General features: G+C 43.0%; 21 protein-coding genes. 9 read left to right on the top strand and 12 right to left on the bottom strand.

Going from position 1 to position 20,987, the window contains the following annotated elements; genetic code table 11:
- Nucleotides 1-20: 20 nt before the first annotated feature.
- The 3 genes from AC1VYS_RS20730 (at nt 21) to AC1VYS_RS20720 (ending at nt 1,430) form a co-directional block, all read left to right on the top strand.
- The gene (locus AC1VYS_RS20730; RefSeq protein WP_482911262.1) at nt 21-764 is read left to right on the top strand and encodes a Crp/Fnr family transcriptional regulator; all 744 of its coding nucleotides are present in this window, start codon (nt 21-23) and stop codon (nt 762-764) included.
- A 196-nt stretch (nt 765-960) separates the two neighbouring features.
- The gene (locus AC1VYS_RS20725; RefSeq protein WP_482911261.1) at nt 961-1,191 is read left to right on the top strand and encodes a hypothetical protein; all 231 of its coding nucleotides are present in this window, start codon (nt 961-963) and stop codon (nt 1,189-1,191) included.
- Nucleotides 1,192-1,193: 2 nt separating this feature from the next.
- Entirely contained in the window at nt 1,194-1,430 is a 237-nt protein-coding gene (locus AC1VYS_RS20720; protein WP_482911260.1) for a hypothetical protein, read from the top strand.
- Between the two features lie 69 nt (nt 1,431-1,499).
- Here the strand turns inward: AC1VYS_RS20720 and AC1VYS_RS20715 are convergent, their stop codons facing one another.
- From AC1VYS_RS20715 to AC1VYS_RS20695, 5 genes are all read right to left on the bottom strand, one after another.
- A complete protein-coding gene (locus tag AC1VYS_RS20715) occupies nt 1,500-1,829 on the bottom strand; it encodes a hypothetical protein (protein ID WP_215076406.1) in 330 nt (109 codons plus the stop codon).
- A 221-nt stretch (nt 1,830-2,050) separates the two neighbouring features.
- Complete coding sequence (locus AC1VYS_RS20710) at nt 2,051-2,305, bottom strand: hypothetical protein (RefSeq protein WP_482911259.1); 255 nt, start codon at nt 2,303-2,305, stop codon at nt 2,051-2,053.
- Between the two features lie 252 nt (nt 2,306-2,557).
- Nucleotides 2,558-2,899: a hypothetical protein gene (locus AC1VYS_RS20705; protein ID WP_482911258.1), complete on the bottom strand. Its 342-nt coding sequence runs from the start codon at nt 2,897-2,899 to the stop codon at nt 2,558-2,560.
- Between the two features lie 890 nt (nt 2,900-3,789).
- Nucleotides 3,790-5,811, bottom strand: a complete 2,022-nt coding sequence (locus AC1VYS_RS20700) for a DUF927 domain-containing protein (RefSeq protein WP_482911257.1) — start codon at nt 5,809-5,811, stop codon at nt 3,790-3,792.
- A 376-nt stretch (nt 5,812-6,187) separates the two neighbouring features.
- Complete coding sequence (locus AC1VYS_RS20695) at nt 6,188-6,400, bottom strand: helix-turn-helix domain-containing protein (RefSeq protein WP_482911256.1); 213 nt, start codon at nt 6,398-6,400, stop codon at nt 6,188-6,190.
- A gap of 295 nt (nt 6,401-6,695) precedes the next feature.
- Here AC1VYS_RS20695 and AC1VYS_RS20690 point away from each other — a divergent pair, with 295 nt between their 5' ends.
- Together AC1VYS_RS20690 and AC1VYS_RS20685 are read left to right on the top strand one after the other, a co-directional pair.
- Nucleotides 6,696-7,829 carry a tyrosine-type recombinase/integrase gene (locus AC1VYS_RS20690; protein WP_482911255.1) on the top strand — a complete coding sequence of 378 codons (1,134 nt, stop codon included), beginning with the start codon at nt 6,696-6,698 and terminating at the stop codon, nt 7,827-7,829.
- A gap of 128 nt (nt 7,830-7,957) precedes the next feature.
- Nucleotides 7,958-9,232: an S-layer homology domain-containing protein gene (locus tag AC1VYS_RS20685; RefSeq protein ID WP_482911254.1), complete on the top strand. Its 1,275-nt coding sequence runs from the start codon at nt 7,958-7,960 to the stop codon at nt 9,230-9,232.
- A gap of 136 nt (nt 9,233-9,368) precedes the next feature.
- On the opposite strand, the gene AC1VYS_RS20680 is transcribed toward AC1VYS_RS20685, so the two are convergent.
- The 5 genes from AC1VYS_RS20680 to AC1VYS_RS20660 all read right to left on the bottom strand — a co-directional run bounded on the left by AC1VYS_RS20680 (nt 9,369) and on the right by AC1VYS_RS20660 (nt 13,812).
- A complete protein-coding gene (locus AC1VYS_RS20680) occupies nt 9,369-9,518 on the bottom strand; it encodes a sigma factor-like helix-turn-helix DNA-binding protein (RefSeq protein ID WP_482911253.1) in 150 nt (49 codons plus the stop codon).
- A 333-nt stretch (nt 9,519-9,851) separates the two neighbouring features.
- Entirely contained in the window at nt 9,852-10,550 is a 699-nt protein-coding gene (locus AC1VYS_RS20675; protein WP_482911252.1) for a pentapeptide repeat-containing protein, read from the bottom strand.
- 278 nt (nt 10,551-10,828) lie between these two features.
- The gene (locus AC1VYS_RS20670) at nt 10,829-11,731 is read right to left on the bottom strand and encodes a hypothetical protein (protein ID WP_482911251.1); all 903 of its coding nucleotides are present in this window, start codon (nt 11,729-11,731) and stop codon (nt 10,829-10,831) included.
- A 266-nt stretch (nt 11,732-11,997) separates the two neighbouring features.
- Nucleotides 11,998-12,834 (bottom strand): sulfurtransferase, encoded by an 837-nt coding sequence (locus AC1VYS_RS20665; protein WP_482911250.1) that lies wholly within the window; start codon nt 12,832-12,834, stop codon nt 11,998-12,000.
- Nucleotides 12,835-12,867: 33 nt separating this feature from the next.
- Entirely contained in the window at nt 12,868-13,812 is a 945-nt protein-coding gene (locus AC1VYS_RS20660) for a DMT family transporter (protein ID WP_482911249.1), read from the bottom strand.
- Between the two features lie 381 nt (nt 13,813-14,193).
- Between AC1VYS_RS20660 and AC1VYS_RS20655 the strand changes: the two genes are divergently transcribed.
- From AC1VYS_RS20655 to AC1VYS_RS20645, 3 genes are all read left to right on the top strand, one after another.
- The gene (locus tag AC1VYS_RS20655; RefSeq protein WP_482911248.1) at nt 14,194-15,096 is read left to right on the top strand and encodes a polysaccharide deacetylase family protein; all 903 of its coding nucleotides are present in this window, start codon (nt 14,194-14,196) and stop codon (nt 15,094-15,096) included.
- A 70-nt stretch (nt 15,097-15,166) separates the two neighbouring features.
- Entirely contained in the window at nt 15,167-15,865 is a 699-nt protein-coding gene (locus AC1VYS_RS20650) for a YkyA family protein (RefSeq protein WP_482911247.1), read from the top strand.
- A gap of 358 nt (nt 15,866-16,223) precedes the next feature.
- Nucleotides 16,224-17,117 (top strand): hypothetical protein, encoded by an 894-nt coding sequence (locus AC1VYS_RS20645; protein WP_482911246.1) that lies wholly within the window; start codon nt 16,224-16,226, stop codon nt 17,115-17,117.
- 224 nt (nt 17,118-17,341) lie between these two features.
- On the opposite strand, the gene AC1VYS_RS20640 is transcribed toward AC1VYS_RS20645, so the two are convergent.
- Entirely contained in the window at nt 17,342-18,514 is a 1,173-nt protein-coding gene (locus AC1VYS_RS20640; protein WP_482911245.1) for a mannitol-1-phosphate 5-dehydrogenase, read from the bottom strand.
- Between the two features lie 46 nt (nt 18,515-18,560).
- Entirely contained in the window at nt 18,561-19,229 is a 669-nt protein-coding gene (locus tag AC1VYS_RS20635; protein WP_482911244.1) for an HAD family hydrolase, read from the bottom strand.
- Nucleotides 19,230-19,815: 586 nt separating this feature from the next.
- Between AC1VYS_RS20635 and AC1VYS_RS20630 the strand changes: the two genes are divergently transcribed.
- Nucleotides 19,816-20,760: an ADP-ribosylglycohydrolase family protein gene (locus AC1VYS_RS20630; protein ID WP_482911243.1), complete on the top strand. Its 945-nt coding sequence runs from the start codon at nt 19,816-19,818 to the stop codon at nt 20,758-20,760.
- Nucleotides 20,761-20,987 lie beyond the last annotated feature (227 nt).

Raw genomic sequence — 20,987 nt, 5'->3', positions numbered from 1 at the left:
CATAGTAAAGGAGTATGACGATGTACCAATCTGTAGTGGATAGTCCTTTTTTCAAAGATATAATTAAAGAAGAGGAGCGAACTTGGATAGAGTCCAAGTTTCTTCTCAGAAAATATCCTAAGAACCAAGTACTTTACTTTCAAAATGATCCAGGTCACACGATGTACGTTATCCAAACGGGTATTCTGAAAATATTTCGTCAAGAAGATCACCAAGAGATTGTGCTCGGGCATCAGTTTCCTGGAGAAGTTATTGGTGAACTTGAGTTATTTCATCACGATAATCTTAGAACAGCTTCTGTCGCCGCGTTTGATGAAGTCAGTGTGTGGGAAATCAGACGTGAACAAATGGATGAAATTGTCCGGATCTATCCGGATCTCATGCGTAAAGTAATATACATACTTAGTGAACGCTTAATTCAGGCGGATCGTAAAATCGAATATCTTGCCTTCTTGGATGTGCGAGTGCGTGCAGCAAACTTACTGCTCGATTTGGTATCCAACTTTGGTAAAAAAACATCAAATGGATATCTGATCAATTGGAAAATTACGCAACAACACTTCGGTAGTATGATCGGTGTAGGTAGAGAAACTGCTTCCAAGGCTCTTAATGATTTTAAGGCTGAGAAATTAATTCACATGGATCATCGTGAAGTTTACGTTATTGATCTTGAAGGTTTACAGTGTGTTGCTAATGCCAATCAAGATCCAGTTGAAAAACGTGTGTGGCATTCGACCCATAAGTATCATATCCCAACGATTTAGATGATTCTGCACTCTTGCTTACAGAATTTATGTAATTCTCATTACAAACGAATGTTCCTATAGATTCTGTCTCCTAGTACATTCATTTACTTGTCCGGCAAAATTTGTCCATGTTTCAATAGGGACAAATTTTGTAGGGGAGAGAAGTCATATAGCTAGATTTCAATTAGGTGATATTGTAGTTAATGACGGGGTCTTGGAGCAGATTAGCGAAACCGATCAATTGATTGCATTGAATCGCCATGCTCAAGGAGACTGGGGAATGGTATCAGAGGAAGAGTTTCTAGCTAATGAGAATGGTTTGTTAGTAGGATCATATTTAATGTCCGTGTACTTGAGTGAACGTGGTGTTGTGTTCTGTGTGATCACGGATGCTGGACGAACAAAGACGACACTTTCTCTGCCCGAAGAAGCTAGGTGGATCTGAATATGAAAAAAAGTGTTGTTGGTATTGAGCTATATTCGTGTTCAGAGATTCTGATACAACATCGGAAATATATTGCAGTACATGGGTTTGTATTTGAAGCGGGGAGGGAGCCTGCTGATTTTGTGTTGTTACTTGATGTATTTTACGGGAGTCCAGTTTATATTAAATTGGAGGATTACGAACTTTTACCAGTGATTAGGGAGAATTTATCAAGAATTGGGGCAGCCGCTAAAATGTGATCTCGGGCAGGGCGTAAAGCCCCACCCAAGTCACATGAAGTTGTCCATTCTCGGCCAACACGAGTGTGACTAGTTCTGGTTGAAACAAACTAAACCAGGGTCAACGCCATGCCCACTTGCTAAAATCAATTCTTCAAGCATACTCTTCAGATCATCAAGGTCCCCTGTTTTAACAGTCCGGTCAACATCGACGTCTCTAATTTTTACAGTGGCAGTACCACTAGCTATGTCGCACTCTACTGTCACTGTTGTAGCTTCGTTAGCAATTCGAAATATGGTAGGTACATCGGAACCGTAGAATACTTCTACTCCAGAGGGTGAAACGGCATGACCGCTATCTGGCAACGGAGCCTGCTGAACTAAATCAATGATTTCTTTTATTTGATCAGATATATTCATTCAAATCTCTCCTTAGCTTGTTATCTGTTGAGGCCACATGCAGATACAAAAATGTGCACGTAACTGTCTTTATAAATCGAATCATGGTCATTAAAATGTAGTCAATGTAATCCATGATGTGCTGGATAGCGTAATAGGGATATTTTTTGAAGAGTAAAGCCAAAGAACCGATCCATTGCTCTGGAGCCATGAAGTCCCCAGAAAAATGGTGATTATTTTGATCAGTCCGGTTTATAGCCGAAATAATCACAGTCTTCATCTCGATCTTCAATGGCTTCAAAATCTACTTCAACTGGGTCATATTCTTGGAGGCTCAATATTTCCTCCACATAAAGGAGTTCAGTTGCTTTTTCTTGTTCTTCCAAAATAGCTTCTACTTCTTCTGTATCAGGTCCTTCTTGTTCTCGGGCCAGCATTTCGGCATAGTCTTCATCCATCCACGGTTGTGAAGTTGTTGTTTTGTGAGTAGTTTTCAATAGTATCTCCTCCTTTGTTTGGTACACATGCAGTATGTCACATAGAGCCTTCACACGTCAGCGACCCTAAGAATGCATGTTCTTATTCTTGCAGTTTGATTATGTCCAAAATGTGAACGTAAAGTTCGTGCGCAAGCACATTCCATTGGTTTCAGATTAAAGAACTTGAATATACGTCTCGTCAGAAATGAAGAAACCTTTTCAGGAAGGGGAAGTAGACTCGTATTATGATGCCCCCTTTGAGATTTCCCATTATCTATTTCTTAACGATGACCCGATAACTATTTTGACTTTCTCAAGTTGCACTAAGTTTTTCGACTTTTGGTAGAGTGCTTCGAAGTATCTCTTGGGGTCAGCTTGGCACATCATGTTTGTTCCAACAGGAAAGGAGGTGAATATATCTTCAATCTCTTGTTTCGACAACCCTGCTTGAATGAGCCGGACACAAATGTGCCCTTCGCGTTGAGACCAAGTAGGGTTTTTACGCGGGTGTTTTAGAGTATTGTTGTAATGCTCTAAATTACTAGCTAAAATTCGATCAGCCAGTTGCTTGCCATGAGCGTCCAATTTGTTTAGTAGTTCATTATACGTCATCTGTAAACACCTCTTTCTTTGTGAGTATACGTATCCTAGCACATATTTTTTGGCGGCATAATTCCCTTGACGTGAAAAGGTAAAATGTTGTACGATATCTTGTTTTGTTTGTTCAATAATGCGACTTTCTTAAAAGAGCAAAAGAAGTCAAACAGGATACTTGCTATCAGTTTGTTCCCCCGCCGTGGAGTATGAGAGACTGGACGTATTGTGAGCGATAGACTTTGGATAGCTATGCTCTCCCAAGAGAAAGATCAGATACAATAGCGTCCAATCGTAACATAGAGATAGGTCACGTCTGACATTTTTTTAGAAAAGACATGTTTAATTTCTGCCCCTGGCTGTCCAGACACTATGGGCAGGCTTCATCTCTTGCCAGAAGGGACTCTGTTCCACATCAGCCCACAGCCCTAAACTTCGCATATACATACATACAAACTATAGATTTAGGAATTGATATTTGTTTAAAATTCTGGTCTTCTGGGCTGAATTTAGCTGATGCCCTTGTTAGCAAGGGGAGATGATTGCCCAGAGGGTATTGGGCAGGTATGGGCGTAGTGGGCTTGTCGGGTAAGAGATGTTGGAGATAGGGTTTGGAGATTTTTATGTTATTTGGAGCATGTTTTTAGAGTGCTTTGTATCTGGACTCTTTGGGAAAAGTGTGTATGAAATATACAAACGATAGAGATTGTAGTAGGTTTTATTTTTCTGGCGCTTGTAAGAGCGAGGTGAGAGGAATCTTTCTACTGGTTTTTTGGTTATGAACACATGTGGGAATCATTTGGGTGGAGTATTTTTTATGGAGACGGGGGACTTGATATTGGACTTTTCAAAAATAATACAGCACAGCACAGAAGCCTGTAATAGCTTCTGTGCTGTTGGGTTGCCACTTAATAATCGCTCATATCGTGTTCGTAGAAACCTTCACCGATGTACTTTTCTAATTCTGACCACTTGAATTTCATCATACGTTGACGTTTATGTGAGCTTATTTTGACTTTGGGATTAGTCTTGCCGTCACTTTCAAGCTCTAGAATGCCTAGACTCTTCCATTCGTCAATAACCGAAAGATTAAATCCTTCTTTAGTAATGTGGTGAGAAACGGATTCGGCTGCAATTGCGATATATTGGCCGGATTCAATGACGCCGTGCTGTTTACCGCTTTTACTTATTGCAGAGAAATGTGCACCTTCGTTGACGACCGCCCAGTGCACTAAATTTCTTAGTGCTACTAGTGGTTTGCTGTTTCCATCGAGTTGTTGGTAGACAATTTCAGTAATGTCCTTCATTACTTTGTCTTCGTCAAAAGAAAACCCAAAGCAACTGTTCATAAGCTGAATGGTTACGTAAACCACGGCGAGGAGAGAGTTTTGGTCCGTAATTGAATCTAAGTCGGTCCGTGAAAAACCTCGTCCCTCTGCAGCACAATCCATACGTTCAATAGTATCTCTATATGCAGCTTTCCATTCGTTTTGTAGTTCAAGATTTGCTATAAGAAAGTCTGTCCATTGTTTTCCTGCAATTCCATATGCATTCTCATGGAGTTTCTCTGCAGAGCGAGCAGCTTTTTTAGCTTCGTCCTTATTAGGATAAGGCTTTGCAATCAACTCGATGAGTCTTCGACGAATTCCGTCAAAATGAATGCGATAGGAGCTCTCAGTTTCTGTACTAGAAAAAAGAATACCTGTGAACGAAGAGGTTAGCCGGTTCCCGCCTTTTTTTGCGCCACGCATTTTTCCACTTCCATTGAACACCATATAAAACACATCGGCTATTATAGTTTCATCTTCATTGGAGTGTGCATCCTCTAAGCAAACAATGGTACCATCTGCGAATTCCAAATGGGATTCAATCCCTGCATAAGTGGTTTTCCAAGGGCGCATTAGCTTTTTTGGATTCCCCCACACCCCAAGCGCAAGTTTTTGTAATACTGATTTCCCGTACCCGGAGTTCCTGCAAATTTCGACTGAGAAAGGTTGGGCGTCTAAAATTTTAAGTAGAGGTGATGCGAAAGACAATGCATAACAAAAAACAGGCACACTGTAATCTTGTAACGTTTCTTTGATACCTTCTACATAACTTCCAAGACTGTTTGAGTCTCCTTGCATGACATATCCATTCTTTAATTGCTGGCGCTGTTCCTGACCAAGCGGATTGATTTTTATGTTGTTACTATACAAAGCAAATTCCTTAAAGTTTTCTGTAAACCCAATCGTTGTCGTTAGAACTTGTCTTGGGATATGCATGTAGTTTTGTTCTTCAAATTGTTGAAGGAAAGTCATTAACCTTTTTGCTGTAGAATTATTCTTTTCATAGGAGACCGAGTAACCGTATCTATTGACCTGTGTAATCGTGCTCTCTTTGGCAAGTGCTTCACGAGTTATAATAAAGTATCTCCATTTTAATGTAGCTACATCGTAGAAAGCCAATTCAAGCTGTTCTTCATTTGAAGCGTAATCACCTTCAAAAATTTTAGTTATGACAATGGGGGCAGGCAAGTATGTTTTGAAAGTGTGGACACTGTTAACTTTGTCTGAGATGCTTTCTACTAGAACTCCTGCCCCAAACTTTGATTGAAATCGGTATTGTGCTGGCAACATGATGTTGTTCCCAACAGGTGCATGAAAGAGATCCGCTAAAACCGGACGTGGATCTCCGGGAGAAATTGGGAATTCAGGGGGCGAATTGATGCCAGCATCTTTCTCTTGAGGATCTTTTGAGTTGCTAAGAACAGAATCGAAAATTGGTATGTGCAGCTTGTTGATGTCAATCTGGTGACTTGAATAATTTGGGATAGTCTCATGATGTGTTTGCTCATTTTGAAGAGTTTCGTAAGTGTTGAGGTTGGATATGCTCGATCCCATTGCTAGTTGGGCTGCCTTAAATTCATTAGAATTTTGTAGTATTGACATGTTTTTGTGCCTCCATTTTAGTGGTTTTAGGTTGAACTTGATAGAGGCACACTGCATCTTGACGCGATTTTACCTCGCGTGTTTTAATGAAAAGAGAGTAGTCAGATGTAGTGTGCAGTTGGTAGCAGTGGCTGGGTGGGTAGACCGAGTCACATTTTATGCCTTAGTTTTTAAATAATCACCTCTTTTCAGGACGCAAAAAGGCGAGCTCTACGAGAAGTGCACATAGTTAACCAGACCCGATAAGTTCATCGGATGTGATAAGACTATGAAACACTCCTTACATTAGAACTCGCCTTTATTGGCGTGCGATATATTTTATAGTACAGATACTACTTCGTTGTGATTTTTAAGTAAATAGGTATAATTACCTATTTTAATTGTTGTTCTTCATCCATTCCTTAACTTCTATCAAATCAAAACGCGGGTGACCTCTTGGTGAGAGCGAATAGAAGGGAAGCCCGTGTTCTTTGCGAAGCTTTTCAATATTTCTTCGAGTGGTCTGCAAAATTTTACTGAGTTGACTGGTTGTCAAAAGTTGACTGGTCTCAATTACAGTGACTGCTGGATCGTGTGTATGCTGGTTCAAGATGTTTCCCCCTTTCTAAATCTATTTTATCATGTCAAAATATGTCGGAACAATTATTCTATTCGCATCTTTTCGTATGATGAACAGTTTAACTTTGCAGATCAAAATATTGTTGATTACGTTAAAGAGGATGGTTTTTCTGGAAAAGTTAAACCGTGTTAAACCGAGTTGAACCAGGTTTAACGAAGCAGGCGAGAAGCATTGTTCAGTCCTTCGCAAGATACAGGAAATTCCTTGGCGATGATTTGTTCTCCATGTTTTACTTTTGGGGATAACTATGTAAGGAGGCATGATCATGCGAGGTTGTATCAGTAAAAGGAAAAATGGTACATATGCTTACACCATTGAGATGGGGAAACACCCGGAAACCGGTAAACGTCGGCAAAAAATGAAAGCAGGATTTGCTACACGGAAAGAGGCAGAAGCAGCGCTGGCTCAGGCTTTAGCTGAAATAGGGAGAGGTAGCTATATTACTGAAACGAAGGAGACTGTTCAAGATTATTTTATCAAGTATCTTGATCTAAAGCGGCCCCAGCTACGTCCAGGCACAATTAAAACATACAAATGGCTGATTAACTATCATATCATTCCGAAGCTTGGTCAGATTCCGCTGGCCAAGCTTGCTCCACATCATTTGGTCGCTATGTACGAGAAGCTACGGATTGAAGCTGGGCTGTCGCCCCAGTCGATTAATCATGTCCACAAGGTGCTACATGACGGTTTAGCTACAGCAGTCCGGCATGAAATCCTGAATCGCAATGTGGCCACACTAGTAAAGCCGCCGAAGATTCCAAAAACTAAAACGACTGTATGGACAAGTGAACAGCTTACTCAATTCTTGCAATACACCGAGCCGTATCGATATCATATGATTATTTTGCTTGCTGCCACTTGCGGATTACGTCGTGGAGAAGCTATCGCACTGAGATGGGAAGATGTTGATTTGAAAGCTAGAACACTAACCGTAAAGCAATCCTACACCAGGGGAGAAAAGGGGCATATATTTCAGGAACCAAAGACTGCTTCCGGCATTCGAACCATGGCTATACCTGATGTAACTATGACCGCCTTGAAAAAGCAAAAAGTATTGCAGGCAGAGGACAAGCTGGCATCTGGTTCTAAATACAATGATCACGGGCTCATTTCTCAGACCAAACATGGTTTGCCAATCAGTCCTTATTATTTTGAAGCACGTTGGCTTGATTTGCTTAGGAGGTCAGGGCTTCCCAAAATCCGGTTCCACGATTTGCGTCACACCCATGCTTCATTGTTATTGAAGCAAAACGTGCATCCGAAGGTTGTATCGGAGCGAATGGGGCATTCGTCGGTGGGGATTACTTTGGATCGTTACTCGCATACGTACGGTGTAGATTACGGAGCAGCGGAGCGGCTAAACGACTTGTTAACATATGAAAAGAAATCATTGTGATGCGAAAGGCCTGTTAGAACGAATGTTTGTGATCAATCCTACACATTAGATGTTGTGCTGGTTACTGCTTGGTGAGGAAATGTAACTCATAATGATCTATGTATAGACGATCAAACGGGGGTGAAGAGGTGAGTAAGCGAAATTATGGTGCTGGAAAACTCTTTTTGGCGCTGTTTACAGCGACTACACTATCGAGTGTATCCTATCCAGCAGTGCCGGTTTCAGCAGAAGTGGCCCCAAAAAGCACCAACTTTACGGATATCAAAGGCCATTGGGCTGAAACATCTATTAAAAAAGCGGCCGAGCTTGGGCTAGTGGAAGGATACACTGATGGCACATATAAGCCAGGTGCTAATGTCACACGGGCTGAATTTGCGGCAATGCTTAGCAGGGCTACAAAATACAAGCCGAACAAAGTGAGCCAAGCATTTAGCGATGTATCACCTACAAACTGGGCAGCAGAAGCAGTAAATAAAGTTACTGCGCTGGGGTTTGTGAACCGTGTAGATTATCCAAACGGATTTGTAGGTAACAAAGCAATGACGCGGATCGAACTTGCGAAATGGATGGCTAATGGACTGGCGGCAGCAGATTCTGAGTACAACAAGGCTCAAGGAGATGCAAAAGGGGATAAAGCCTTGATCCCAGTACAAGAGTTTTTCAAAGGTACACTGAAAAAGTCTGACTACCCATTCGTTACGATTGCAATGGGCACGGGGATTATGACGGGGGATGCGGCAGGAAAGTTCAACGTAGACGCTCCGACTACACGGGCTGAGGTAGCCACGATCTTGCTTCGTTACATGGAAGCAGAAGGCAAGAAAGCCACTGACTTTTACGGACTGAACGAACTGCGTGAAGTAGCCAAAACAGGTACTAACTTCAATACATTTGGAAAAATGAAACTCCTACATCCGATGAGTAATCAGTACAAGAACGTGAATGAAGCATTTGGTAAGTCCTTGAAACTCAGAAGTGATGTAGCTACGGTCACAATGTCGAAGATGATCTTTGTAGACCCGTATCCAGCCGATGGTAAAAAGAGCGTGTATGCTCCAATGTTCCATTCAGACGCTGATCCAATGGCAAAAAACATCTACCCAGACCGATATCGTGTATTTACAGAATACTCGTTTACATCAAAAGTAGATAACTTGGTGCGACTTGGTACATTGTCTGACCAAGGGTTGCCGATCCAAATCGGTAGACCAATCTTCGATACAAACATCGATAAATACGGCGCTAACTATTATAAACGAGATGGTACATCAGTTTCGTCTTACAAAAAGGGTCAAGGTGAAAGAGACATGTGGGCAGAAGCCTACGCCACAAAGGTATCGGGAAATGATATGGTGCCTATGGAAACAGAAGATGGGCGCAGACTGCTAGTCCAAGTTAACTGATATGAGAGAGGCCCCTACAGAGATGTGGGGGCCTTTTGCTATGTTACATATGTATTCTCTGATGTTACCTGTGATGCTGTGAAAGTAGAGAAGAACCACGTGGTTACACGTGGTCTTTTAGAACAACAGCATGGAGTTATGGTTTATATTTTTTAGCCATTGCAGAGTTTCTAAGCTGTCTGATTCTAGTTTCACTTAGGTTTAGTTGTCTAGCGACTTGAGCCATAGTGCGACCTTGAAGTACAACTCTGTTCCATACTTGTTGCTCTCTGTGTGTTAAAGTCATTATAATTCCTCCATAAGAAGATTATTTACACTCCTTAACACAAATGCATCATAACACATAACAACATTTAGTTCTATATGAAATAGACCCCACAAAAATGTGGAGTCTTCTAAACTGTAAATCATAAAATTTATTGAACATAATGACCTCGAGTAATCGAGGTAGGACGTTATTTAAAACAACTCCCAACAAGAAACCGCCAAAAGCGATACAGGTAAGCCAGTTATTTATCATAGACATCCCCCCCCTGAATACTTGCCAAATTACAATGTCCCCATGAGTTCGTTGGCATTCAAAAGTTTCCTTTATCCGAGGCAGGACAACAAGAATATATCACAATTTTAAATATGAATTCAAGTGTCTTCTTATACTGTATAAAGTATAAAAATGTCGTTTGTTTTTCCTTGATAGAAGTGCACGTAGTCCTCTGCATAGTTGCTGATCAGAATAATCATTTAACAACATATGGAGTGCCCACATGTTGATCTTTTTTTTACTGACGTGTAGAGTGTGGTACTTATATATGTGAATTTGTTGGGATATTTCAAACAGCACCGTTAACAGATCGTTTGATAATTCAACACGAGGATAGGTGTAAAGTACCTTAGTTCCACTGCTTAAATTAAGATTTTTGCATTCAAGTAGATTCGTATTGATGAAATAGACATTAATTAACTCAGTATCAGTGAAATCTGTTTCACGCAAATCACATCCGAAAAACACTGAATCGCTTATTTTAGCGCCTTTAAAGCTAGTCTTTTTTAGGTTGACAGATATGAAGTCTATTCCCGTTAGAGAGGCGTTCCTGAAATTACATTTTGTAATGCATGATGCTCTGAAGTTTACATTTTCGATTGTTGCGTCCTTAAATGTTAGATTATGTATATTGGATTGATAAGAGTATTTATTGCAAAATCCTCTATACTTAACTGGCGAATTAGCTAAAGTAAATCTGACTGTTTCTCCTGATTTACTTCTGTTTAATCTCTTGAAATTTAGGTTGCTTTTTCGTCGCTTCCTTCTTCTATCCATAACCGACCTTCTTTCATGATGGTGCGTAGTTAGAATCACATAGTCATTACCTGATTTTCCTATGAGTTCTAGACGACCACGGTTGATCGAATGTTGATTTCGATTTAATCCTGTTGATTTGTAGCTTATAAGGCATGAGGGTTTTCCTGAAATTCTAACTATAGAGTTGGATTTTTTTGAGTGAATAACGAAAATTTGGGCAATGAGCAATGGCTTAATTAACCCAGATCAATCATTGTATGATATTATGCTTTCAAGTATAAAAAAACTCAAAGGGTTCAGATCTGTTCATTTATTTTCTTCCTGTTTTGCAGATAGGTGTCAAAAAGAAATAGGATTGTAATGGCTTGTATTAGTAATCCATTATTAGCACCAAAAAATGTGGCATAAACAAAAAATATTAATAGAAACAAATATGTTGTATTTCTTAGAGAAGGGAGAAAATTATCTTTACCTGTTCTGCAGTAGCCTATTTTTTTCAGAACTATATTGCGTAAATAGCCAAATAGCCAAGGGACCATATAGTAAAATAAAAATAATAAGACACAAACTGTAATTAACTTAAATGAACCGTCTACTAATTTATGAACAATTGGTATCGTGTATCCAAGGTACAAAAGCATAAACAGGAAGTATAACAAGTATAAAAGCGGTGTAGTCAGTTTATTTATGAGCCTATCCATAGATCTGAATGATATTTGAATTGCATTACTAATATTCTCCTTCACTCGATCAAAACCTAAATATTCAAATAGTTTTTCACCATAAAAAATCCAGAAAGAGATGAGAGAGATAACTGGCATAGTAAACTGAATCCCTAATACATTGGGATCTTTTAAGAGTATATTACTAAAGTCTAAGCTTGAGAGAAGAAATACAATGTAGAGTACAATAGAACTAAATTGTATTAATCCTGCTAGAATGTATAAGAAGGCTCGCATCTGAAATGCTTTAATCTCATCACTTATTAATAAAGCTCTTTCCTTAGGTACGTTAAGGTTTTTAACCAAATAATTATAGATCATAGTGTGGTTTTTCTTTATGGGGGTAGACCAAGATATAACTAACTGAAAAGATTGCATTTCCTCCATTTCAACGATCTCGTTACTCTTCTTTACAAATGAAAGCAGGGGGACTACTGGCATAATAATAATCAAGAATCCAATAAAAATATAAATCATTGGGATACCCCCTACTAAGATTAGTCTATTTCCTAAGTATGAGAATTATATCAAATAAAGAAACCTAAAACTATATGATGATAAACATTCCATAGCCTATATATCTAAAATGTGAGATTCTTTTGACGTGAAAATGTTTTCTGTTCTTTCTTGTTGACCCTCTGTTGATCTTTAGTTTTTAGCTAAAATCTTGGTAGCTCACTACAGCTATGGTTTTCGGTATAAAATGCCGAAGAAGCCCGCGCAGAGCGCGGGCTTCTTAAACGTTATTCAGTCCCTGTCGCCACTGCATTCTCCTCATAACTAATCCAGTCGCTCCAGCTCCCGGAATACAGCTTCACATTCGCGTATCCCGCTTCTTCGAGCGCAATCACGTTCGGGCAGGCGGAGACACCTGAGCCGCAGTACACGATAATAGAATCATCTTTCCCCAGCTTCACGAACCGCTCCTCCAATGCATCAACACCAGACCAGCGACCATCCGTACCAAGCACGTCTTTCCAAAAATAATTCACGGCCCCCGGAATATGTCCGGCCTTCGCATCGATCGGTTCCTCCAGTCCCGCATAACGGCGGGTATCTCGGGAGTCGATGAGCACGGCGCTGCCGCTTGCAGAAGCGTGCTGCACATCCTCAACACTGGCCAGCATCTGTGGCTGCAGCTTCACGTCAAATGAAGACGGAATCTGTACCGGTACGTCCGTTGTCACCGGGAACTTGGCGTTCTGCCAAGCCGAGAAGCCCTCGTCCATAACATATACTTGTTCATGACCCATATAACGCAGCAGCCACCACAAACGCGAGGCGTTCATGCCACCTTGATCATCATAGGCAATAATGCGACTATTGGAGCCGATTCCCGCTTTGGCAAGGCGGCTTGCGAGCGCAGCCGGATCAGGAAGCGGGTGACGCCCGCCGTGCTCAGTGACCGGAGCAGAAAGGTCCTTTTCCAGATCAAGATAAACAGCTCCCGGAATATGTCCGGCTTCATAGGCTTCACGTCCGGCATCGGGTTGACCGAGCAGGAAGCGACAATCTACGATGGCAACATCGGATTCGTACATTCTGGCGAGTAGCCAGCGCATGGATACTATATTTTTCATAACAACACACCGCCTTCATATGTAATGGGTTTTTTACACCGTCTTTGGTTCAACTGGAACCGGAGCAGTAATGGGCGCATCCGCCGGAATGGGCTGGGGTTTGGTTTTGCCATACCGAATGAAGATCCACACCCCGAATAGAATCACGATACCAGCCAACATCTGGAGTGTACTCAATGCTTCACCCAGCAGCACCCAGGCCAGCAAGGATGAGAATACAGGCTCACCGAGAACTCCCATAGATACCGTGGTCGCATTCATATATTGCAGCAACCAGTTGAAGAGGTAATGTCCAAAGATGGTAGGCACGATGGCCAGCAATAGGAAGATTCCCCACTCCGAAGCCGCATAACCGCCGAACGGATGTCCCATGAACAGATTGTACACCGCGAACGTACAGGCCGCGACAAGAAACACCCAGAAATTATACGAGAATGCACTGAGACCTGTTCGTAAAAATTGACCCAGCAACATATGCACAGCCACTGCCATCGTACCAAGTAATGATAAAATATCTCCCTGCAGCGCAGTGCCTGCCACCTGAAAGTCCCCTGCACCAATAATGATCGATCCGAACAGCGCAATTCCCATACCAATGAGCATCATGCGGTTGATTTTAGCTTTGAACAGCCATACCGAGCCGGCCAGAATTAAAATTGGCTCCAGAGCAAGGATGACGGTGGAACTGGCGACACTGGTTAATCGCAGTGATCCCATCCAGAGCAGAAAGTGTAGCGCAAGCATTACACCGGAAGCAAGTAACAAGACCCACTGCCGAGAATTCATCCGTAACATCTCATGCCTGTGCGGCCAAACGAAAGGCAACATGAGCAGATTGGTTAAAAACAGACGATACATGGCAATGACCGCAACATCTGCGTCTGACCAGCGTACAAAAATAGAAGAGAAAGAAATGGCAATAATGCCGACAACAAACAACAAATAGATGGATCTGCCGGCACGGTTCATGCTTGTCATAGGTGTAGCTCCTTCTTGTAAATAGATAACCCAAATCACCTCATTATACAGGAGAAGATCAGCGCAGGGAAGATCAATAGCAGGTAAAGGTGCTGCACTCCTTAGCAGACATCTTGTTATCGATAAATAACATATAGACGCTGAAAAAATTGGAAGCAGCATCTCGGCCATGAAGTACGTTTTACTTTTAACAACGAATAAATTCAGTTGCACATCCGTGGTTAGAGAAACATGGAAAAGAGATAAGTAGATTGTAACCGAGCTTGTAACTATTCTGTCATTCACAGTGTCCAGTTTTCTATTAATCTTCTATATAGAGACATGAATCGATATAATATTCCATTCATCGGGAAAAAATGAAAGTTAGGAAGTGGCCAGGACGTGAGAGTACAACAAGAAACAACGCGAGACTATGGAAATGCGATTCGCAGTGTCAGTCGAAAACAAACTCATAAAAAAAGGAAAATCCGCTACGGCAGATTGAGCGTGGCGATCATGCTCTTGCTTGTGTTTGTTGCGGGCTTGACATATGTGTTTATCGGTATGACTCATTGGATGAAAACGGTATTATCACCACCTCCGATTGCTGTCATTGAGCAACCTGCCAAACTGGGGATGATTCAGGCCACACCGGAGGCGAAAGAGGAGCCGGCACGATTTATGGGTCAGGTTCGAAAAGTGGTGTACATAACATTTGACGATGGGCCAAGTCAATATACAGATCAATTGCTGGATATTTTAAAGCAACATGAAGCGAAGGCAACGTTTTTCATGATTGGACGGCAGTTAAATGAGCATCCGGATGCAGTGAAACGTTTGGTAAAGGAAGGTAGTTATCCAGGGCTGCACAGCATGACACATAACTATAATAAGCTCTATAAGAGCGGTAGCTCGGCGAACTTTGTGAATGAGTTCAAAAAGGAACAGAAAATGGTTGAGAAACTGATCGGATACACACCGCATCTCATCCGTGCTCCCTACGGAAGCAGTCCGCAGATTGGCGAATCATTCAGGGGAGACATTGCAGCAGCAGGTTTCAAAATGTGGGACTGGACGACAGATTCCCTGGACTGGAACCTCCCTGGTCAGCCGGATAAAATCGTAGCCCGAGTGAGCGACAGTGTGCACAGGGATAAGGAAGTTATTTTGATGCATGAACGGGAACAGACTGTGCAGGCGCTGCCGCGCATTATGAAGCTGCTGGAAGAACGGGGCTATGAATTCGAAGTGTATGATCCGAGCGCACACTGGGTCGCCAATTTTAGCGGAGATACTCGTCTGTGAGTGATAAATGGCGCAATAGTAACTGTTGCATGTTACAAGATGCCGCTAGCGTGTATATTAGAACAACATAATGATTGAACCTTTGATGGTTATGGCAAGAAAGGGAGAACACATGGGGATTATTCGTAAAAAAATTATTCTTACAGCATGCAGCATAGGGCTGGTGCTTTTACTCAGCGGGTGTGGAGAACCGCAGGAGCCTGCGGCTAACCAGATTAATCATTTGGTGCAGGGCGGTCAGGAGATTGACAAAAGTTTGAAGGCTTTAACACGTTATGAAGAAGAGGATATGGATTTATACAAGTCGATTTTAAGTAAAGGGAAGAAAAAAAATAGTGATATTGAAGCACTACTGGACCAAGCCGATGCTCATATTCAGGAACGACGGGCGTTGCTTGAACAGACGGGCAAGGTGATGCAAAACACGGGAGAGAAAACAGAAGCGCTGCGCCACTCATTAAAGGAACTTACGATTGAGAAGGAAGAAACCCTTGTTCACGCAGGGAAAGTGCTGGATCAGTATGAGGCAAGAGCCAAAACATTTGAACTGTTTGTTGTCTCTTATGGGCACAGTCTGGATGCCGAGGCTGAACTGTATGGACTTATGAGAGAAAGCGCCAAGCCGAATCTGGTCAAAATAAAGCGCGCTATCCGCACACGCAATGAAGAATATGCAAAGCTCGCGAATGTACGGAAACAATTTAACCTGCAGACGCAAGCGTTCAACGCTGCACACGCGCAATTGGTCAAGCTGGATCAGCAGGGCTAAGCTTGGAGCGGACTGACGAATACCGTTTTTACGTGATTGAGCTGTCTGACTCCCGTGTAAGTAATATTATAAGGAAGCTATATAATAGAACGAATAGCCTTTACACATAAGCGGAGAGAGCAGAGGAGATCTGGGAAGCGAAGCGGTTGCTTCAATGCTTTGCGGCAAGAAAGCTACATCGGAAGCAATCGCCTATAACCGGATGTCTCCTACAGAATAGGGGACAAAAACCTGTGGATCACAGCGTTTTTAAAAATTCCTCTGCCACTCGGAGTATATTCGTGTGAAGCATCGTTGGTTCAATTGATGTAGCAACATGGACAAGCAGCATTGCGTATAAGCTAACGGAGGTGTTCATATGCGAAATGGAAATAGGGCAAAGGTCAGCACCACCGTACTGGTTCTGCTCATGGGATTCTCGCTTGTGGCTTGCGGGAGCAGTGCACCTGTACTTCAACCATCTGTGAACAATACGGAGGAAACGTCACCAGCGCCGGAACAGAATACAGAGGAGAGCAATGTCCTTGAAGCAGAGGGCATCCTGACAGGCTGGGCTGACCCGCACACCGTGGAGATTCGTGTGAATGACCAAGCGATGTCATTCCAGGTGGGCGAGGATATGCAGAAGTCACTGGACGACATCGACGATGAGGATTCAGTTCGTTTCAAATATGTAGAAAAAGCAGTTGATGCATCGACTAAACAGCTGGTACTCACCCAGATCACCAAAATCGCATCAGCGGATGACGATAACACGGGAGCAGGGGCGGGAGACACCATTACATCTGACCGTCCAAAAACGTCAGAGCTGGAAGTAACTGTGGAAGGAATCACCGAGAAGCGGCCAGTAACTCTGGCACAGGCGAAGGGATACTCCCTGTATATCTTTGGGCCAATGGAGTTTGATGCAGAAGACCATGAGTTAACGATGAAGATTGATCCGGGGTATAAGGTAGAGATCGAAAAGCTTCCTTCGGACTTTAATTTGGATTATGTGAAGATGGACGCCAAGAAAGAGTTGTCCAAAACCGGAGAGGTCAAAGAATTAATGGCTGAACAACTCAACAATGGACCGATGAAAGATGCAAGGTTGTTCATGATGTCCCAGAACGATAAGAAAACGCAATATTTTATCGTCAAAGAACTGGATGGCAATGGATTCATTTTCCACATTAATGCGCCGATTGGTGAACCTTCCGAAGGTTTTCTGCCTATGGTGTATGCATCGGTGAACTCCATCATGAATGAATAGAGTGGTTTCTGTAAGCAGCGTGTTCCCTGACAAGAGGGAATCCGCTGTTTTTGTTTTGATAATAGTAAGGGCAGCGTAGAGATAAAGCTTCCGAAATATTGGGGAAAAGGAACAGGAAAGAGCCGGAAGGACCAGAGTATGCACAGGTTCCTTCCGGCGTCTTCGCCGTGGTCATGATATTGATAGTCTGTTAAGATCGTCGATTCATATCTTGAACAGTAAGCTCAGCTGAGTACGCTCGGTACCTTGTGCCCTTGAAGTTCGTGATAGCGGTTAATCACTTGCTGATGAACGGGGTGGCCTTCGGGGATGCCCATGTGTTCACGGATGAAAGCAGAAGGGCCATCTTCACGAATCAATCGTTGCAGCTTCATTGCTTCCTCATCGCGCTGGTCATCGAACAGCATTGCAGCTGCCATTGCAGAGGTTAAATGAGGAATAGCCATTCCGAATTCACTGGCCTGCATCGCTGGGCGAACAAGCCGATCATGAAGCGAAAGCTTGCGAAGCGGGGAACGTGCAACCCGGGTCACCTGATCGGTGAGATTTGGGTTAGCGAACCGACCTAAAATGGTATCGATGTATTTCTGATGTTTTTCGGCATTAAAACCGTGTTTACGGATCAGCATGGCACCTGTCTCTTCCATGACGTGACGTACTTTGGTGCGAAGAGCCGTGTTGCTCATGACCTGACGAATCGTCTTGAAGCCAGCGAGATAACCGAAGTACGCAGCGACACAGTGACCTGTGTTGACCGTAAACATTTTGCGCTCAATATATGGTTCCAGTGAATCAACGTAGTGCACGCCTTCGATTTCTTTAAAACCATCCAGTAGTGCGGGACGATGAACGACCCATTCATAAAAAGGTTCAACGGTGACCTGCAGCGGGTCTTCGTGGTTTTGAGCCGGAACAATCCGGTCTACAGCTGCATTGGGGAATGAAACATAACGTTCGGCTTTGTCCCGGGTGGACTCATCCAGAAAAGGATAAATACGCTTTTTCAGCCGGGTGCTGCCGCCAATCGCATTTTCACATGCGATAATGTGCAGAGGATTATAATTATTGGCTTTCATACGCAGATAGATGCCTTTTGCAATCGGTTCGGCGATATCCCCAAGAGCAGAGACACCTACCGCCGTAGTGATGAGATCAGCGGATGCAATCTCTTCTGCGACACGGTGCTGCTCGTTTATGTTAATCGCGGTTACATTGTTAACGATGGTTGTATCCTGTTCGTTATTGGCGAGGGTAATCGGGTATTCCTGCCTCTGTTGAAGCATCGATATTTTCTTTGGGTTACGTGCGACAAAGCAGACGTCATAATCAGAAGCGGACAACATATGACCGATAAACCCGCGACCTATATTGCCCGCACCAAAATGTACAGCTTTCATGTGTGAACTCCCCCTTTAAGATTGGATGACGAAATTCGTTCAGACCTTAGACGGTAGTGACGAGTGGCTTCGAGATCAAATCGTTAAATTGGAGGTCGGTCAGGCAAGATAGCCGCTGGTGAGGCATATCAAATTCCAACGTCCCAGTGATGGTATTCGAGATGACCACGCAATGCATACCAGCTGCAGCAGCTGCACGTGCGCCGTTAGGTGAATCCTCAATGGCTACGGCCTCGTCTGCAGTTACTCCAAGGGCTTCAAGTGCTTGATTGTATAGTTCCGGATCGGGCTTTACATTGGCGACATCATCTGCTGTACGGATCACTTCGAAATAGTCTTTTAGTTTCAATTGCTCCAGGTGCTGATCTACCCAGTCACGTTTGGAGCTGGAAGCTACAGCAAGTTTGATGCCGGCTGCACGCGCTTGCTCCAAGTATTCCTGGATACCTGGTCGAATTTTTTCTTTGTTCATTAGCGCAGCGTGCTGCAATTGAACCGATTCCCTGAACTCATCCCGATCAATTGGAAGATTCAAATCTGTGATCAGGTACTCGTATGGATTAAAGGTTTTGAGACTGGTACCAATGCACCCGGAGTACATGTCAAGTGTTAGATCAACACCGTGTTCTTTGTACGCGTCCCGAAACGCAATAAACCACGCCGTCTCTGTGTCAATAATCGTTCCATCGAAGTCAAAAATCAGTGCCTTAATCATAAATCTGTTCCTCCTGTTTTCAGAATTTGTTTTTTGGGTTGAAAACAAAACATTTGAATTGCGAAATTTTTCTGCAAATTCAAACCCATACATTCATTAAACCGCGGGATATTAGTTAACGCGAAAAGCGGGTGTAGAATATTAATTTGGGAAAAAATATGCGTTTAATCTAATAAAACCGTAACACAGGACGAAGAATAGGGTCAAGTGTGTCATGATTGTTTACATTGAAAGTTTTCGTATTCATGACTCGTTTTCAGAAAATAAAAGATCTTGCAAACCGTTAACCCCTTTGCATGTAAGCGGTGTACTGGATGAACTGTTTTTTCAATACAAAAAAAATAATAAAAATTGTTGAAAATGAATCGGATTTGACCATTCAACAGCTTTCGACACGTTTATAATGGAAGAAATGAATCAGCATGCTTTGTTTAATTTGCTTTACGTCAGATCAGCGCATGTGGGAAAATAAGAGAATGAGCTTGTTAAGTTGGTATGAAAGAATGGGGTTCGTAAATTTAATTGAGGAATTACAATGAGGCTATGACTTGCCTGTTGTATAAGTGATGTGAAGGAGGAAGAGAACATGCTGCAAAGAGATCGTTTTGAAGGTTGTTTGGTCGGGCTTGCAGTGGGTGATGCACTGGGAACAACGGTTGAATTCAGCAGTCCGGGCACTTTTGAACCTGTTACGGATATGGTAGGCGGCGGAGTGTTTGGATTAAAAGCGGGAGAGTGGACAGACGATACATCCATGGCCCTTTGTCTGGCGGAAAGTCTGGTACGTCAGCCAGACTTTGATCCGGGTGATCAGATGCGCAGGTATACGAACTGGTACAGAGTAGGATATATGAGCAGTACAGGGAACTGCTTTGATATTGGCGGAGCAACACGAAGTGCACTGGAACGATTTGCTCGAACTGGGGAGCCTTACAGCGGATCAACTGACCCGATGACAGCAGGCAATGGCTCCATCATGAGACTGGCTCCAGTTGCCATGGCTTACGCGTCTCAACCGGAGGAGGCCGTTCATTACGCAGGGCTGAGTTCACGGACAACACATGCCGCAACGGAAAGTGTAGAGGCTTGTGAAGTGCTGGCCGCTCTTCTTGTGGCCGGAATCCATGGAATGGACAAGGCCGCGATGTTATCTCCAAAGACGATGAGGCACTGGCGTGCGGAGAATAGAGCATTTTTTTCACCTGCTATTGAAGATGTGGTTATGGGATCATATCAACGCAAAGAACCGCCGGAGATTCAAGGCAGTGGGTATGTGGTACGTTCTCTGGAAGCCGCGCTTTGGGCGTTTAACAAGTCATCCAGCTTCGCGGAGGGTGTACTGCTTGCGGTTAATCTGGGAGATGATGCGGATACAACCGGTGCGATCTATGGACAGATTGCAGGTGCGTATTACGGACGCAGTGCGATTCCCTCACATTGGCAGGACAAGCTGGCGATGAGAGATACGTTTGATCAATTAAATGAGGCGTTATGGTTAAAAGCAGCAGGAGATACCGCGAGAGAGAATTAGGAGTTCAAGTAGAAAAGAAACAGAAGCAACTTCGAGCAGATCAGGGTCTGTCTGAAAACTGTGAAGAAAACAGATGTTGCCGAATTTTCGTTCCAAGTAAGGAAATTTCCCGCAGGCGTGCCGGTGCACATCAAGGGGAAGTGACGTAGCAGAGGGCGAAAAAGGGGTACAAGATGCACTTCAGTAGGTTTCAAGACACGCCCAAGATAAAACTATAGACATATGAA

Source organism: Paenibacillus sp. G34, assembly GCF_056856875.1.
Note: the sequence above shows the minus strand (reverse complement) of the source record. Positions and strands in the feature narration are given on the sequence as shown.